Annotated in this window: 13 protein-coding genes; 12 read left to right on the top strand and 1 reads right to left on the bottom strand. The window is 58.7% G+C overall.

Translation table 11 applies throughout. The features are described from left to right. Positions 1 to 129: 129 nt before the first annotated feature. The 8 genes from HER32_RS13665 (at position 130) to HER32_RS13630 (ending at position 10,205) form a co-directional block, all read left to right on the top strand. Positions 130 to 1,035 carry an ABC transporter ATP-binding protein gene (locus HER32_RS13665; RefSeq protein WP_149070786.1) on the top strand — a complete coding sequence of 302 codons (906 nt, stop codon included), beginning with the start codon at positions 130 to 132 and terminating at the stop codon, positions 1,033 to 1,035. Between the two features lie 122 nt (positions 1,036 to 1,157). Beyond that, positions 1,158 to 4,781 (top strand): ABC transporter permease/M1 family aminopeptidase, encoded by a 3,624-nt coding sequence (locus HER32_RS13660; protein WP_168682263.1) that lies wholly within the window; start codon positions 1,158 to 1,160, stop codon positions 4,779 to 4,781. Between the two features lie 190 nt (positions 4,782 to 4,971). Then, the gene (locus HER32_RS13655) at positions 4,972 to 5,433 is read left to right on the top strand and encodes a T9SS type A sorting domain-containing protein (RefSeq protein WP_149070788.1); all 462 of its coding nucleotides are present in this window, start codon (positions 4,972 to 4,974) and stop codon (positions 5,431 to 5,433) included. Positions 5,434 to 5,698: 265 nt separating this feature from the next. After that, positions 5,699 to 6,265 (top strand): hypothetical protein, encoded by a 567-nt coding sequence (locus tag HER32_RS13650; protein WP_149070789.1) that lies wholly within the window; start codon positions 5,699 to 5,701, stop codon positions 6,263 to 6,265. Between the two features lie 107 nt (positions 6,266 to 6,372). After that, positions 6,373 to 6,819 carry a nucleoside deaminase gene (locus HER32_RS13645; RefSeq protein WP_168682262.1) on the top strand — a complete coding sequence of 149 codons (447 nt, stop codon included), beginning with the start codon at positions 6,373 to 6,375 and terminating at the stop codon, positions 6,817 to 6,819. A 102-nt stretch (positions 6,820 to 6,921) separates the two neighbouring features. Then, positions 6,922 to 7,530, top strand: a complete 609-nt coding sequence (locus HER32_RS13640) for a superoxide dismutase (protein WP_149070791.1) — start codon at positions 6,922 to 6,924, stop codon at positions 7,528 to 7,530. A 177-nt stretch (positions 7,531 to 7,707) separates the two neighbouring features. Next, entirely contained in the window at positions 7,708 to 9,000 is a 1,293-nt protein-coding gene (locus HER32_RS13635) for a nucleoside permease (RefSeq protein WP_168682261.1), read from the top strand. A gap of 89 nt (positions 9,001 to 9,089) precedes the next feature. Continuing rightward, entirely contained in the window at positions 9,090 to 10,205 is a 1,116-nt protein-coding gene (locus HER32_RS13630) for an AAA family ATPase (protein WP_168682260.1), read from the top strand. 102 nt (positions 10,206 to 10,307) lie between these two features. Here HER32_RS13630 and HER32_RS13625 read toward each other — a convergent pair whose 3' ends face one another. Then, complete coding sequence (locus HER32_RS13625; protein ID WP_149070794.1) at positions 10,308 to 10,727, bottom strand: nucleoside-diphosphate kinase; 420 nt, start codon at positions 10,725 to 10,727, stop codon at positions 10,308 to 10,310. A 328-nt stretch (positions 10,728 to 11,055) separates the two neighbouring features. Here HER32_RS13625 and HER32_RS13620 point away from each other — a divergent pair, with 328 nt between their 5' ends. From HER32_RS13620 to HER32_RS13605, 4 genes are all read left to right on the top strand, one after another. After that, on the top strand, positions 11,056 to 12,099 hold the full coding sequence (locus tag HER32_RS13620; protein WP_168682259.1) for a DHH family phosphoesterase: 1,044 nt from the start codon (positions 11,056 to 11,058) through the stop codon (positions 12,097 to 12,099). A gap of 39 nt (positions 12,100 to 12,138) precedes the next feature. Next, on the top strand, positions 12,139 to 13,092 hold the full coding sequence (locus HER32_RS13615; protein ID WP_168682258.1) for an FKBP-type peptidyl-prolyl cis-trans isomerase: 954 nt from the start codon (positions 12,139 to 12,141) through the stop codon (positions 13,090 to 13,092). 76 nt (positions 13,093 to 13,168) lie between these two features. Continuing rightward, a complete protein-coding gene (locus tag HER32_RS13610; RefSeq protein WP_168682257.1) occupies positions 13,169 to 13,729 on the top strand; it encodes an FKBP-type peptidyl-prolyl cis-trans isomerase in 561 nt (186 codons plus the stop codon). Between the two features lie 11 nt (positions 13,730 to 13,740). Then, on the top strand, positions 13,741 to 14,169 hold the full coding sequence (locus HER32_RS13605; protein ID WP_168682256.1) for an FKBP-type peptidyl-prolyl cis-trans isomerase: 429 nt from the start codon (positions 13,741 to 13,743) through the stop codon (positions 14,167 to 14,169). Positions 14,170 to 14,216 lie beyond the last annotated feature (47 nt).

The raw sequence follows: 14,216 nt of genomic DNA, 5'->3' as shown, positions 1-14,216 counted from the left end.
TTGAAAACCAGCGGCAGTTGATAGGTCTTTGGCTATGTTTGCCTGGCAGCCTGCCGCGGGTGTTTTCAGGCCCGGGCAATAGCGCCTCCGCTTGCTCTCACGCTCTCTTACAAAAACACTTTTTCAGCTATGGAACTGGTTATCGACCACCTGTCCAAGACCTACCCCAACGGCACCAAGGCCCTCAACGACGTGAGCCTGCGCATTGCGCCCGGCATGTTTGGCCTGCTGGGGCCCAACGGTGCCGGCAAGTCCAGCCTAATGCGCACCATCTCCACCCTGCAGCAGGCCGATGCCGGCACCATTCAGCTGGGCGACATCGACGTGCTGCGGGAGCCGGAGCGCGTGCGTCAGGTGCTGGGCTACCTGCCTCAGGAGTTTGGCGTGTATCCCAAAATCACGGCGGCGGAGCTGCTGGAGCACTTTGCCGTGCTCAAGGGCCTCAGCAACAAAAGTGAGCGGCGGCAGGTGGTAGATGCCCTGCTGCAGCAAACGAACCTTTACCAGGTGCGCAACAAAAACCTGGGGGGCTACTCCGGAGGCATGAAACAGCGCTTCGGCATTGCGCAGGCGCTGCTGGGCAACCCCAAGCTCATCATCGTGGATGAACCCACCGCCGGCCTCGACCCCACCGAGCGGAACCGCTTCCACAACCTGCTGGCCGAAATCGGGGAAGACCGCATCGTGATTCTGAGCACCCACATCGTGTCGGACGTATCGGACCTGTGCCGGCAGTTTGCCATCATCAACAAAGGGCAGGTGCTGTATACCGGCGACCCGCTACGGGCCATGGAGGAAGTGCGCGGGCAGATCTGGCGGCGCAGCATCCGCAAGGACGAGCTGGCGACCTACCAGCAGCAGTTTGCAGTGATTTCCTCGCGCCTGTTTGCGGGCCAGACCATTATTCACGTGCATAGCCTGAGCCAGCCCGGTAACGGGTTCGAAGGCGTGGAGCCGACCCTGGAAGACGTGTACTTCGCCCGCATTCATGCCGCCGAGCAGGTGGCCAGTGCAGCTGCACCAGTAGCTAAGTAACTCAAACATGTCTGTCATGCTGAGCTTGCCGAAGCATCTCTACTGCTTCGGCTGAATAGTCTTGCAACAAAGCGGTAGAGATGCTTCGGCAAGCTCAGCATGACCTTCCTGATATTCTGACCATGTTTCTCGAAATCTTTCTGTTTGAGCTGCGCTACCGCTTTAAGCGGCCGGCTACTTACATCTACTTTGTGCTGCTGGCCCTCATGGCCGGGCTGTTTATGCTGGCCGTGGCCGGCGTATTTGGCGTGAACGTGACCATTGGGGGCGGCAGCGGCAAGATGCTGGCCAACTCAGCTTACCAAATCAACACCATTCTCACGGTGGTAAGCTTGTTTGGCGTCTTCATAACCTCCGCCATGATGGGCACGCCAGTGTTCCGCGACTTCGACCACCGCACTCACTCGCTCTACTACACCGCCCCCATCAGTAAGGCGGGCTACCTGGGCGGGCGCTTCCTGGGCTCGTTTGTGGTGACGGTGCTGGTATTCCTCGGCGCTGCCCTGGGCGCCTGGCTGGCTACCTACTGGCCTACCATTGAGCCCGAGCGCCTGGGCCCGAACGTGGCCGCGGCCTACCTGCTGCCCTACCTGCAGCTGGTGATACCCAACCTGCTGCTGTCGGGGGCCATTTTCTTCACGGCGGCCACGCTCACGCGCTCGGCCCTCGCCATTTACCTGGGCGGGGTGCTGTTCCTGGTGCTGTACACCATCAGCGGCACCCTGCAGCAGGACCTCGACAACGATACGCTCAGCACCCTGCTCGACCCGCTGGGCGGCAGCGCCATCGACCTGACCCAGCGCTACTGGACGGTGGCCGAGAAGAACACCCGCCTGCTGCCCTGGAGCACCTGGCTGGTGCAAAACCGCCTATTGTGGCTGGGCGTGGCCTTCACTACGCTGGCGGCCTGTTTTGCTTTCTTCCGGTTTTCCTTCGCCAACAAAGCGGATTCGGGGCCGCGCCCTAAGGCCGGAGCGCTGGGGGTGGCCGAGGCCGCCCCAAATCTGACCCTGCCCCGGGCTACACCGCGCTTTACGGCGGGCCTGGCCTGGGCCCAGCTGGGCCGACTGCTGCGGCTGGAGTTTTTCGGCACGGTGCGCAGCGTGTACTTCATCGGCATTGCCGGGGCGGGCTTGCTCTTCCTGCTGGTTACGGGCATGCAGGTGGGCAAAATGTACGGCACCAACACCTTCCCTACCACGCCGGTGGTGGTGCAACTGCTGGCCAGTACGTTTGCCTTGTTCCAGCTCATCATCATCACCTTCTACGCCGGGGAGCTGGTGTGGCGGGAGCGGGATGCCAAGATCAACCAGATCTATGATGCCATGCCCATGCCGGCGTGGGTACCATTTCTGGCCAAGCTGGGCGCGCTGATGCTGATTCAGGTGGTGCTGCTGGCCGTGGTGATGCTGTGCGGACTGCTGCTGCAGACCTTCAAGGGCTATTTCAACTACGAGCTGGGGCTGTATGTGCAGGAGCTGTTCGGCTTCCGCCTGGTGGGCATGCTGCTGCTGTGCGTGCTGGCCATGCTGGTGCAGGTGCTGGTCAACAACAAGTACTTGGGGCACTTCATCATGATCCTGTACTATGCCTTCAACCTGTTTCAGGGCACACTGGGGCTGGAGCACAACCTGTATTCCTTTAACGGAGCCCCTGAAACGCCTTACTCAGCTATGAACGGCTACGGCCATTTTGTGGGGCCGTTTCTGGCCTTCAAGCTCTACTGGGCGGCATTTGCCGTGCTGCTGGCCTTGGGCAGCGCCTTGCTCTGGCCCCGGGGCACCGAAACGCGGTTTTCCTGGCGCTGGCAGCAGGCCCGCTTTGGCTTGTCGCCAGCCCTGGGTGTGGTAGCGGGCGTGGCTCTGCTGGCCTTTGCGGGGCTGGGCGCCTATATTTTCTACAACACCAACATCCTGAACGACTACCGCACCTCCGACGAAAACGATGCCCTGGGCGCGGCGTTTGAGCGCAAGTACAAGCGCTTCGAAAAAACGCCCCAGCCCCGCATCACGGCCGTGCAGGTGAACGTGGACATCTTCCCTCAGGAGCGCGACGTGCGTTTCCGGGGCTCCTACTGGCTGCTCAACCGCACCCGGCAGCCCATCGACTCGGTGCACCTGGTGGGCGCGACTGAGGCTGAGGTAAAGCAGATGGCTCTGAGCCGCCCCGCGAAAGAGGTGCTGCACGACCAGGTGGGCGACGTTGATTACCGCATCCTGCGCCTGGCTCAGCCCCTGCAACCCGGCGACTCCCTGCAGCTGAACTTCGATCTGGCTTACACCAACCCGGGCTTCAAGAACAGTGGCTCCAACACCAGCATCGTGGAAAATGGCACGTTCGTCAACTCCCAGCTGCTGCCCCACATCGGCTATCAGCCCGAGGCCGAGCTGTCCGGCGACGACACTCGCAAAGAGCAGGGCCTGGCGCCCCGGCCCCGCATGGCCCCGGTGGGTGACTCGGCGGCCCGCATGAATACCTACATCACCAACGACGCTGACTGGATTCGGTTTGAGGCGACGGTGAGCACCTCACCCGACCAGGTAGCCATTGCCCCCGGCTATTTGCAGCGGGAGTGGACGGAGAAAGGCCGGCGCTATTTCCACTACAAAATGGACGCGCCCATCCTCAACTTCTACTCCTTCCAATCGGCCCGCTACCTAGTGTATAAGGACCGTTGGAAGGAAGTGCCTATCGAAATCTACTACCACCCCGGCCACGAGTACAACCTCCGGCGCATGGCCCAGGGCGTGAAAAAGGGCCTGGAGTACTACACCGCGCACTTTGGGCCCTACCAGCACCGGCAGGTGCGCATCATCGAGTTTCCGGGCTACTCCGGCTTTGCCCAGAGCTTCCCCAACACCATTCCGTTTTCCGAAAGCATCGGCTTCGTGGCAGAGGTGGATTCCACCGACCCCAAGGACATCGACTATCCGCTCTACGTGACGGCCCACGAGGTGGCGCACCAGTGGTTTGCCCACCAGATTATCGGGGGCAACGTGCAGGGCGGCACGCTGATGTCGGAGACGCTAAGCCAGTACGGCGCCCTGATGGTGATGAAGCACCTCTACGGCCCCGACAAAATGAAGAAGTTTCTGCGCTTTGAGCTGAACTCTTACCTGACGGGCCGGGGCTTCGAGCGGAAAAAGGAAGTACCCTTGTACTTAGTTGAGAATCAGCCCTACATCCACTACCGCAAGGGTTCTTTGGTGATGTATGCCCTGCAGGATTACCTGGGTGAGGAAGCGGTGAACAGCGCCATCAAAGAGTACCGCGACAAAGTAGCCTACCAGCGCGGCCCTTACACCAACTCGGTGGAGTTTATCGGCTACCTGCGCAAGCACACCCCCGATTCGCTGCAGTACCTGGTGACCGACCTGTTCGAGAAGATTACCCTCTACGAGAACAAGGTGGACTCGGCTTCCTACCGCAAGCTGCCCAACGGCCAGTACCGGGTGCAGTTCACGGTAGATACCAAGAAAATCTACGCCGATTCCCTGGGCAACGAAACCGACGTGACCAACGCCCGCGACTTGGTTGAAGTAGGCGTGCTGGCCCGCAAAAAGGTAAACGGCCAGTGGCAGGATGTGCCCGTGCTCGTGCAAAAGCAGCACCTGCGCCCCGGCCGCAACCGCTTGGAGTTTACCGTACCCCAGAAGCCGGAGCGCGTGGGCATCGACCCCTTCAACAAGCTGGTGGACCGCAACCCCGACGACAACGTGAAAGCCCCCGAGGAAAAGAAAGCGTAACGCCTGATCTGAACCTCTGCCGAAGCCCGGTCGTTCTGCGACCGGGCTTCTTGTTGGGCAGCTGCCCAACTGCGGCGCGTGCAAATCCGTAGCCTCACCCGAAGCCGGGCTTCGCGCAAGTTTGGCCCGACTTCTGCAAAGCGCCTTTACACGGGCGGTTGCCCGCTTCCTCAGCCTTCCTACTTCCGATATGAAACGTTTCGTCCTTCTCGCCCTCGCCTCTGCCCTCAGCTTCTCCGCTGCCCAGGCCCAAACCAAAATCAAGACTAAAGCCAAGGACGAAGATGCCTCGGTGAAGTCGAAAAGCACCGCGGAGCCGGTGGTGCTGGACGGGCCTATTAAGCGCGTGGAAACCCTTTCCGGCATCGATGTATATCCCAACAGCAGCACCAACACCATCCTGCTGAGCTTTACCCAGCAGTTCACGGTGCCCGGCACGCTGGTGATGACCAACTACAAAAACGAGCCTATCTATACCACTGCCCTGGACCCGCAGAACAACACCGGCCAACCCGTAGACCTGGGCCGCATTCCGGCCGGCACTTACCTGGTAGAAGCCAAAACCGGCAACTACGTGTACTGGAAGAAGGTGCGCATCAAGTACCCCACCGTGTCGAGCAGCAGCACCAGAAACAAGCGCAGCCGCCGCTAAGCGTGGTTTTGCCCTGCTTCATCTGGCGTCCGCCCAGCCGAAGCATCTCTACCGCTTCGTTGGGGGTTACCACACTACCAAGATGCTTCGACTACGGCTTTGCCTTCGCTCAGCATAACGTTTGCAAGAAATTCTGTTGCCTCCGCTGCCGTTCGGTAGCGGGGGCATTTTTTTAGTGGCTGACAATGGCCCGTCGGCGTTTCCCGTTTTTCCCGCAGATTGCGGCCCCAAGCGCCGCTCTTTCTCTTTCGTTTTTTCCCTTTCTATGAAAACGCGTTTCAACCGTTTCCTTTTCCTGCTGGTGCTGCTTACGACCTTCACGGCCCTGGCTGCTCCTAAGCCCAAGCTCAAGAAAACGCCTCTGGCCGGGGGCATTACCCTGGGCGTACCCGAGGGCTTCACGCCCCTGCCCGACGAAGGCATTGCTGCTAAGTTCCCCGCGCCGCGCAAGCCCCTGGCCGTTTTCTCCGACCGGGCCGGCCGCGTAGACCTCAGCGTGGCTCAGAAGGAAACGCCCTTCGGCAGCGGCGACTATGGCCTGCTACTGAAAATCTACAAGGCCAGCATCCAGAACATGTACACCAAGGTGACTTTCCTCACCGAAGACATCCGCACCATCAACAAGCGGGACTTTATTGTGCTGGAATTCACTTCTGAGGTAGCCGACACCCGCCGCAACAGCAACCTGGCGCCCATCCGCAAGTACCAACTGGTGCAGTATGCCATTGAAGGCAAGACCCTCACCGTCTTCACCTTCAATGCCCCCGCCGAAGAGCAAGCCCGCTGGCAGCCCACCGCCCAGGCCGTAATGCAGAGTATTTCGATGAAATAGAGTCTTAGGATCTTTGGGTCTTAGGGACTTGGTTGATGTTCAATGAAGCATTCGATATCAACAAAAATCTAAGACCCCAAGACCCTAAGTCCCTAAGACCCCAAGTCATGACTCTTTCCCTGTATTCTGATGAGCACTACATGCGGGAGGCGCTGAAGCAGGCCCGCTACGCCCTGGAGGAAGAGGAAATTCCGATTGGGGCGGTGGTGGTCCTGGACCGCCAGATTATTGCCCGCGCCTATAACCAGACCGAAAAGCTGCGCGACGTAACGGCCCACGCCGAAATGCTGGCCCTCACGGCGGCGGCCAACCACCTCGGCAACAAGTACCTGCAGGATTGCACCCTTTACGTGACGGTGGAACCCTGCGTGATGTGCGCCGGGGCCTCCTTTTGGGCCCAGGTGAAGCGCGTGGTATATGGGGCCGCTGAAGACAAGCGCGGCTACCGCCGCTACGGCAACCTGCTGCACCCGCGCACCGAGCTGGCTACCGGCATCATGGCCTTGGAGTGCGCCGCCCTCATGCAGGAGTTTTTCGCCCGCAAGCGCAAATAGGCTACTTTTGGCCGTGCTGCCGACCGGGCACCGCAACCCCGGCCGCCCTTCGGCGGTTATACTCTGAACTCGTTTCTTCTTTCACCCTAACCCTACATTGCTATGGCTTTTGAACTGCCCCAGCTCCCCTACGCCTACGATGCCCTGGAACCGCACATTGATGCCAAGACCATGGAAATCCACCATACCAAGCACCACCAGGCCTACGTAACCAACCTCAACAACGCCATTGCCGGCACCGAGCTGGAAGGCAAGAGCCTGGAAGAGCTGATGCACAACATTGCAGCGGCTCCCGCGGCAGTGCGCAACAACGGCGGCGGCCACTGGAACCACTCCCTGTTCTGGACCGTGCTGGGCCCCAACGGCGGCGGTGAGCCTACCGGCGCCGTGGCCGAAGCCATCAACAGCGCGTTTGGTAGCTACGAGAAGTTCAAGGAAGAATTCACCAAAGCCGCTACTACGCGCTTCGGCTCCGGCTGGGCCTGGCTGTGCAAGCAGCCCGATGGTTCCCTGCAGATCTGCTCCACGCCCAACCAGGACAACCCACTGATGCCCGACACCGGCTGCAAAGGCACCCCCATCCTGGGCCTCGACGTGTGGGAGCACGCCTACTACCTCAACTACCAGAACCGCCGCCCCGACTACATTGCGGCTTTCTATAACCTCATCAACTGGGACGAAGTAAACCGCCGCTTCTCGGCCGCGGGCTAACTAACCCGGCTCCCGGTACTTTCATAAAAGCCTTTCTGCAGCCCGCGGAAAGGCTTTTGTGCGTTTACGGCTCCCCCCAAACGCCGGCCGGGGCAGTGTCGGCGGGCGGCCTATCCGGTTAGATTTCTTGTATATTTAGCAGTCATTTTCCTTAAGTTCCCTCCAACCGCGTTCTGCATGAGTACCAAGTTGCGGCTCATTCTTCTGAGCTTTTTACAGTTTTTTATCTGGGGCTCATGGCTGATAACCATTGGTGCTTACTGGTTTCAGACCAAGCAGTGGTCGGGGGCCGAGTTTGGCGCCATCTTCTCCACGATGGGCATTGCGTCCATCTTCATGCCCTCCCTCATGGGCATCGTGGCCGATAAATACGTGAATGCGGAGAAGCTCTACGGCATTCTGCACATCCTGGGCGGTATTGTGCTCTTTACGGTGCCCATGGTTAGCTCGCCCGGCACCATGTTCTGGGTGATGCTGCTGAACATGATTTTCTACATGCCCACGCTGGCTTTGTCCATAGCCGTGTCGTACTCGGTGCTGAAAAGCCGGGGCGACGACGTGGTAAAGGACTACCCGCCCATCCGGGTGTGGGGCACGGTGGGCTTCATCGTGGCCATGTGGACGGTGAGCTTGCTGGGCTTCGAGAAGTCGGCCAACCAGTTTTACATAGCCGCCGGCGCCGCCATCCTGCTGGGTTTCTACTCCTTTACCCTGCCAGCCTGCCCCCCACCTTCCAAAGACACGCCCAGCCGCTCGCTCATTGATGTGCTGGGACTGAAGTCGTTTGCCCTGCTGCGCGACACCAAGATGCTCACCTTCTTCCTGTTCGCCATGCTGCTGGGCGCGGCGCTACAGCTGACGAATGCCTACGGCGACACCTTCCTGCACGATTTCGACAAGGTACCGGCGTACCAGGACACGTTTGCCGTGAAGTATCCGGCCATCATCATGTCCATTTCGCAGGTGTCGGAAACCCTGTTTATCTTGGCTATACCGTTCTTTCTGCGCCGCTTCGGTATCAAGCAGGTGATGCTGTTCAGCATGATTGCCTGGGTGCTGCGCTTTGGCCTGCTGGCTTTCGGCACCCCCGATTTCCCCGGCATCTCGCTGATTATCCTTTCCTGCATCGTGTACGGCATGGCCTTCGACTTCTTCAACATCTCCGGCTCCCTGTTCGTGGAAACGCAGACGGCTTCGAGCATTCGGGCCAGCGCCCAGGGGCTGTTTATGATGATGACCAACGGCTTCGGGGCCGTGCTGGGCAGCTCCGTCAGCGGTATCGTCATTGAGCAGTACTTCACCGCCGCCGATGGCGTTACCAAGGACTGGCACGGCATCTGGCTGACGTTTGCCCTGTACGCCCTGGTTATTGCGGTGCTGTTCGTCATTCTCTTTAAGCACAAGCATACTACTCAACCTGCTGAGCCCGAGCTGCCCGCTGAGCCTCGGCTGAGCATAGAACAGGCTTAACACACTCTTGCTTGTCCCTTTTAACCGCCTGCTACCTGCCTCGTTGCGCAGGTGCAGGCGGTACTTTTATCTCCCTTCTATTGCTTGCTATGCACACTAATTTACCCAGCCCCGCCCCGCTCGACTGGACCGGCACATTTGATAAGGCGCATTATTTCCTACCGCTAGCGTGGTTCCACCAAGCCTTTGGGGTAGTTCCACGCAAGCTCATCTTTCAGCTCGCCAACGCCGATGCGCGCTCCGCCGTGCTAACGGCCCTGGCTACCCGCTACAACCTGGAAGCCGCTACCGTAGCTCACTCCGTCTACATCGAAAAGGCCACAAAAGAGCCTGAGTTGAACGTGTGGGCACTAAACGTTGCGCCCCACTTGCTCTTGCTCGTCGGCGACCAGGGCGTGTACAACGAGCGGGGCGTACAGGTATTCTACTCCGCCAGCACCGCAGCGGAGGAACTAACTTTCGTGCGGGAGCTGCTGGTGGCGCACCTTGAGACCGGGCAGCAGGAGCGGCAGCGCATCCATGTGCTGCGACTGGCTTATAACGACTTGGAGTTTACGCCCCTCGAAATCAAAATTCCGGCCCTGGACCTGGCCACTCATTATAACGACGATTTGCTACCGGCCCACAACACGATTGTGCGGCGTTTGCAACAGCCCCAGGATAAAGGCATCGTCATTCTGCACGGCCCGCCCGGCACGGGCAAGACCAGCTACATCCGCCACCTCTGCGGCCTTACCGACAAGCCTAAACTGTTTATCCCGCCTAACCTTGCGGCCCGAATTGCTGATCCGGAGTTTATCAACCTGCTTCACGATAACACCAATTCCATCCTGATCATCGAAGATGCGGAAACGCTGCTCACCAAGCGCGACGCGGCGGGCGGTGGCCCCAGCGCGGTAAGCAACCTGCTCAATCTTTCCGATGGGCTGCTGGCCGACTGCTTTCACATTCAGATTGTGTGCACCTTCAACACCGACCTCTCCCATATCGACAGCGCGCTCCTGCGCAAAGGACGGCTAATTGCAGCTTACCACTTTCAGCCCCTGGCCGAGCCTAAGGCTGAAGCCCTGGCAACCAGTTTGGGCCAGGCTACCGCCTTGGGCGCAGCTACCGCCCTGGCCGACATTTACAACCGCGAAGAGCAGGAGTTTGAAGTCGGCAAAGCAACCAAGCGGATAGGGTTTGGCGCCCGCGAGCAAAAGTGACAGTATAAACTTGGTATAAGCTTAGCACAAAAACAGCACAAACAAAAAGCCGCTCTGGATGACCCAGAGCGGCTTTTTTCGCTATTATAAGCAGCGTTTCTCTTAGAACTGCTCGTCGGCCGAGAAAAAGAAGTCACCTTCGATTTGGGCATTTTCGTCGGAGTCGGAACCGTGGACGGCGTTGGCTTCGATGCTCTTGGCGTACTTCTTCCGGATGGTGCCTTCGGCGGCCTGGGCCGGGTTGGTAGCGCCAATCAGGGTGCGGAAATCAGCAACAGCATTGTCTTTCTCCAGAATAGCCGCTACGATGGGCCCCGATGACATGTACTTCACCAGGTCGCCGTAGAAAGGACGCTCTTTGTGAACGGCGTAGAATTCGCCGGCGCGCTCGGGCGTCAGCAGTACTTTTTTCAGGCTAACGATGCGGAAGCCACCTTCTTCAATCATGCTCAGGATGCCACCGATGTGGTTTTCCTGGGTAGCATCGGGCTTAATCATCGTGAACGTGCGGTTCGTGGCCATACAGCAGGGTGTGGGGGTTATGGTGAAGTAGACGAAGTGTCTCCGTAAATTGCGGGGCAAAAATAGTGGCTTTTTTTCCGTTTGGGCAGCATCTACCCTAAGCTGGGGTCCAGCGGCTGGGTTGCTGCCAGTGCAGGTATTCTGTTTAAGCGGGGCCTGAAAGGCCCTGGCGGCAGCCCGGGGAAGGCATTCACCGCCGCTTTGCCCGTGCTCCACCCGGCAAATGCACCATTCTACCGCGCGGTTTGTTGAAACCCGGAATATTTCCGATTTTTGCGCCCTTGTATCCGGCCTAAATTCCCGGATTTCAGTTACCTAGCAGCAGGCAATGCACGATACTAGCGCCCTGCAGGAGTTGCTTGCGCAACCCCGGCAGATTTTCATCACCACGCACCACAAGCCCGACGCTGATGCCTTGGGCTCCTCGCTGGGAATGGCCGGCTACCTTCGCAAGAAAGGCCACCACGTCACGGTGGTCACGCCCTCCGACTACCCCGATTTTCTGGCCTGGATGCCCGGCAACGAGGAGGTAATTGTGTATGAGCCCGACCAGAACGATGCGCAGGTTCGAGACCTGATCAGCCGGGCGGAGGTTCTTTTCTGTCTTGATTTCAGCTGCCTGGGCCGCATCAGCGAGCTGGGCGAGTACATCCGGGCGGCCAGCGGTACGAAGGTCCTCATCGACCACCACCAAGAGCCCGAGCAGTTTGCTGACCTCGACTTCTCGAATGCCAAAGCGGCGGCCACGGCCGAGCTGGTTTTTGAGGTAATCCGGGACATGGGCGACCAAGCCCTTATTGATAAAGGCATCGGGGAATGCCTGTACGCCGGCATCATGACCGACACGGGCTCCTTCCGCCACCCCAGCACCTCGCGCAACGTGCACCTCATCATTGCCGAGCTGCTCAATGCCGACATCGACTTGTCGGCCGTGCACCGCCGTATTTACGATTCGCACTCCGAAATGCGCCTGCGCTTCTTAGGCTTTGTGCTGAAAGACAAGCTCACCGTCCTGCGCGAGTTCAATACCGCCTACATTGCCATTACCCAGGACGAGCTGCGCCAGTACCAGTCGAAAACCGGCGACACGGAAGGCCTCGTGAATTTCGCGCTCAGCATTGAGGGCGTGGTGTTTGCCGCCATTCTCATCGACCGGGGCAACGCCGTAAAGATTTCCTTCCGCTCGGTAGGTGACTTCTCCGTCAGTGACTTTTCGCGGCAACACTTCCAGGGCGGCGGCCACCACAACGCGGCCGGCGGCATCAGCTACGAGCCCCTGGATACCACCGTGCAGCGGTTTTTGGGCCTGCTGCCTCATTACCAGACCCAACTCGTGACCAGCCCCTTGGCAGTTGCGCCGCCAGCGGCGTAACTTGCCTGAAATTTCCGTTTACACCCTCTTCCTTTTTACATGCGTCTTAACAGCACTTTTCTGTACCTGGCTCTGGCCGCCGGTACCCTCAGCCTGGCTTCTTGTGAGAAGGGCAACAAGGGATTCGACAAGACCAAATCGGGTATTGAATACCAGCTTTTCGCCAACGAAGGCGGCAAATACTCCCGCAAAGAAGTAGCTGCTTCCGATACCGCCTACAAGAGCCGCATTGGCAAAGTACTGGCCCTGAACGTGGAATACCGCACGGCCAAAGACTCGGTGCTGTTCAGCTCCCGCAAGCAGCAGGGCACGCCCGTGATGGTTCCCCTGCAGGAACTCACCACCAAAGGCGGCTTAGAAGACGCTATTTCCCTGCTTCAGCCCGGCGACAGCGGCGTGTTCCGCTTTAACCTCGATACGATTTTCGCCAAGTCGTTCCGCGTGCCTGTGCCGCCGTTCATGAAAAAGGCTGGCAACGTGATGACCGTGTATGCCAAGGCAACCAAGCTGATGACCCGCGACGAAGCCATGGTGGAGCAGCAGAAGATGATGACCGTGCAGCAGCAAAAGATGATGGCCTACGCTGAGCAGCAGCTGAAAAAGGACGACGTGGTGCTGCAGGACTACATCAAGAAAAATAACCTGAAGGCCCAGAAAGATGCTTCGGGCATTTACTATATCGTGGCGCAGCAGGGTACGGGCGCTAAGCCTAAGTCCGGCCAGACGGTTGCGGTACAGTACAAAGGAACCCTCCTCGACGGGAAGGAGTTTGACTCTTCGGCGAAGAGCAACGGCGGCAAGCCCATTGAATTCCCCCTGGGCGTAGGTCAGGTGATTCCGGGTTGGGACAAGGGCATTGCCCTGCTCAACAAAGGCACCAAGGCTACCCTGCTCATCCCCTCCTCGCTGGCATACGGTCAGCGCGGCGCCGGCGCCGACATTCCCGCCGATGCGCCCCTGCGCTTTGACGTGGAGTTGGTAGACGTGAAATAAAGCAACCATTTCTGGTTGTGGCATACTCTTCTTCGCGCCGCCCCTGTGGCGGCGCGAACTTTTTTCTTCCTTTCTTATGAACCGCACTTCTTCTTTTCGTCGCCGCCTGTTGCTTCCCGCCTTCTTGCTCGCATTGGGCGCCGCGCCCGTAGTGCTGCTATCCGGCTGTGAAACCGAAATAGAAAAAAACACCGACAAGCACACCGCCGAGCAGAAAGCCAAGGATGATGAAGCTATCCGGACGTATCTGACGGCGAATAACATCACGAATTTTACGCGCACAGAAACTGGCTTGTACATCGTGCCGGTTACAGAAGGTGCCAGTGAGCAACTCGCTGTAGGCAAGACCGCTCAAGTAAAATACATTGGCGGCTATCTGAATAAAACTAAATTCGAGTCATCCGTAGACAATGGCTCTCCGTGTGGCTGTATTACTGTGGTAATAGGTACCAACCAAGTGTTGATAGGCGGCCGGCCGGCGGTGGAAGGCTGGAACCAGTCTATTCCTAAAATGAAGGTAGGCGACAGAAAAATTCTGCTTATCCCCTCCTATCTTGGCTATGGCACCTGCACGACGTGCGGTGTCCCTCCTGATACCCCTCTAGTATTTGACGTAGAAGTTCTTTCCCAGCGCTAACAATGAAACCGATGCGTATCCTTTGCAGCCTGATTCTTGGGGCACTGCCGATAGCAGCTTTCGGCCAGGCCGCGCAGGATACGCTGAGCTTGCCCTCCGGCATTCGCTACGTAGTACACTCTTTGGGCACCGGTGCGACAGGCCAAAATGGCAACACGGTGCTAGTACACTACACCGGGTTTCTGCCCGATGGCAAAATGTTCGAGTCGTCGGCGGTAGAGGGGCGGCCGGTGAAGGCCCACCTGGGCGAGCATGATGTTATTCCGGGCTGGGAGCAGATACTGCCGCTGCTGCCGGCCGGCACCCGCGCCTGGGTATATATTCCGGCGGCGCTGGCTTACGGCAAAAAAGGCGTGCGGGACCCCGATGACAACAAGCGCTTCACCATTCCGCCTAACACTGATTTACGCTTTGAGCTACATATATTAAGACTTAAATAATTAGTATTTATTTACACAAAAAGGCTCTGCAGCAGTTACTGCAGAGC

Origin of the sequence: Hymenobacter sp. BT18, from assembly GCF_012273015.1 — a bacterium.
Taxonomy (GTDB): Bacteria; Bacteroidota; Bacteroidia; order Cytophagales; family Hymenobacteraceae; genus Hymenobacter; species Hymenobacter lutimineralis.
This window is presented reverse-complemented; position numbering and strand designations above follow the sequence as displayed.